This window comes from Pseudomonas meliae (assembly GCF_001400515.1).
In the GTDB taxonomy this organism is placed as follows: Bacteria; Pseudomonadota; Gammaproteobacteria; order Pseudomonadales; family Pseudomonadaceae; genus Aquipseudomonas; species Aquipseudomonas amygdali.
Genome location: NZ_LJQT01000393.1, coordinates 1 through 1,946 on the forward strand (window position 1 = coordinate 1; position 1,946 = coordinate 1,946).

Consider the following 1,946-nt stretch of genomic DNA (forward strand, 5'->3'; position numbering starts at 1 on the left):
TTGATGCATAGGCATTTTGAAATTCCTATGCATCAAGCCCTTCATTTCGCCGCTCTGTGACCGCACGACCGAGATGTACCGTTGATGACCGCCGCAAGCAAATGCAGGTCGGCAATACGGTAATGTTGACCCTCAGTGGTCCGATCACGGATTTCGCCTTGGCGACCGATGCTCTCTTGAAAAACGCTGACGATCATGGAACAATTTTAAAAGCGTACTTAGCGATATTTTTGGCATCAAGCCTTTGTCTGTTCAGCGGATGCTCGGGCTTGTCTGCCAGGTATTGGGCAAGTTTTTTCATATCCATGAATGTAAGAGCCTTGTTTACCTCTTGGCTGTAAGGCTGCGGCTTATCCGTCGGATTAACCGCTAGACCGATTACCTGCTGATCCGGATTACTCAGTGACAATTCTTCACCAAAAAGGCAGGACGTCGCGTTGTCGGGGTGATCTGCCGCATCTCTGAAACCCAACTCTTCAGATTCAGCATCTGCCTTCGAGATTGTACGCAATTGACTAAATTGTGGAGCTATATCCAAGGCTGCGCGGATATCATCCACAACTTGCTGTCGAGCCGCCGGGTCAGTTATAAAGGATGCAACTACCCTACTTACATCCGCATCCGGGTTCAGTCTACGCAAGCGTATTGCGTAAGCCACATTATCTTCATTTTCCTTCTGCGGTGGCATCACCGCCAATCTTACAGCCCTATTGAGGCGTGAGGATTGAGGCTCTGCTCCTTGCCGCATGTTCTGCTCAATCCATTCTCTTTGGCCAGGCAACAACGGTGGGGAACGTAGCAGCCTCCGGCGTCCGGATTCCGCAGAAGATGCGAGCGGCGGCAATTCCGGACTGTTCGTAGTGGTCTGACGCGAAGCGAGCATGCGGTTCAGCGCAGCACTGAAGTTCAACACGGGGTGATCCACCAAGCTCAACTCCTCTGGTATAAAGGGATTAATGCCTACACTTTCTAACGCGCGCCTCAAATCTGGGGGTAGCGGTTCAAGCGACATTATATAGCGACCAAGAGAGGTGCGCAGGCGCTCCATGTCCACTCCCTCTTGAGTCAATCTGCGCAGTGCTTCGTTAGTCTGGTTGGCACTATGATTATGCCTCGCAGCACTGGCGAGGCGTGCTGATTCCAGGTCCAGGCCTTGAGGATGCCTGTCGACCGATGTTCTAGAAGCCGCCGCGCTCGAAGACGAGCTTCGGCCCGGTGTCATCAACATAGTGGACCGCCCAATTAACGAACGCTGGCTGCTTCCTGATGATGAGTCTGCGAGGCGGGCAGGCGTTGACGATTGTACCAAAGCTCTTTGTTGGCGGACCGTTTGACGAAGCCTCTGCCGGAGCTCGTTAGCGAGCACCGAGTCGCTGCTGATTCCAGTCATAGGCATGTTAGGAAAATGTTGAAGCAAGATATCCCGTTCGACTCGAGAAAAAGCTACGGCGTTGTTATCCATTACATTTCTGAGCATGGTGCGAACATTATTAAGATCAGCGCCTCTCCTGACCAACTCCTGAACGATGCGCTCTGCCTGTTGTGCCTCAGGCGACTGCCTGGCTTCTGCGGGCGGATTGGCGCCTTGGACACGGGCAGGCGTTGCCTCCAGCCATTCTCTGGTTTGCCGCGACAACGCGCTGGATCGTAGCAACCTCTGGCGTCCGGATTCCGCAGGAGATGCGGGCGGCGGCAACTCCGGACTGTTCGCCGAGCTGGCACTGCGACTGGAGTCATGTTCGCGCTCAGTTACTGGCTCGCCGTCTGTGCGCCACTGCCAAAAAAAATTTGATGGTCCTGCTCCGTTGATACCCGGCATATAGACTCTCCAATCCTGATCTCATGGTTGCGAACTGTTCCGGCTTCGGCAATTGGACATGAGTTGGCGATCGGACATAAATGGTTCCACTACTGATGCATATGGGGTCGATAGAGAAAACGGACAA

Annotated in this window: 1 protein-coding gene; it reads right to left on the reverse strand. The window is 53.4% G+C overall.

Annotation, left to right across the window (positions count from 1 at the left end; all coding sequences use genetic code 11):
• Positions 1 to 193: 193 nt before the first annotated feature.
• On the reverse strand, positions 194 to 1,819 hold the full coding sequence (gene hopAB1 / locus ALO64_RS25320; RefSeq protein ID WP_044345880.1) for a type III secretion system effector protein HopAB1: 1,626 nt from the start codon (positions 1,817 to 1,819) through the stop codon (positions 194 to 196).
• Between the last annotated feature and the right edge of the window lie 127 nt (positions 1,820 to 1,946).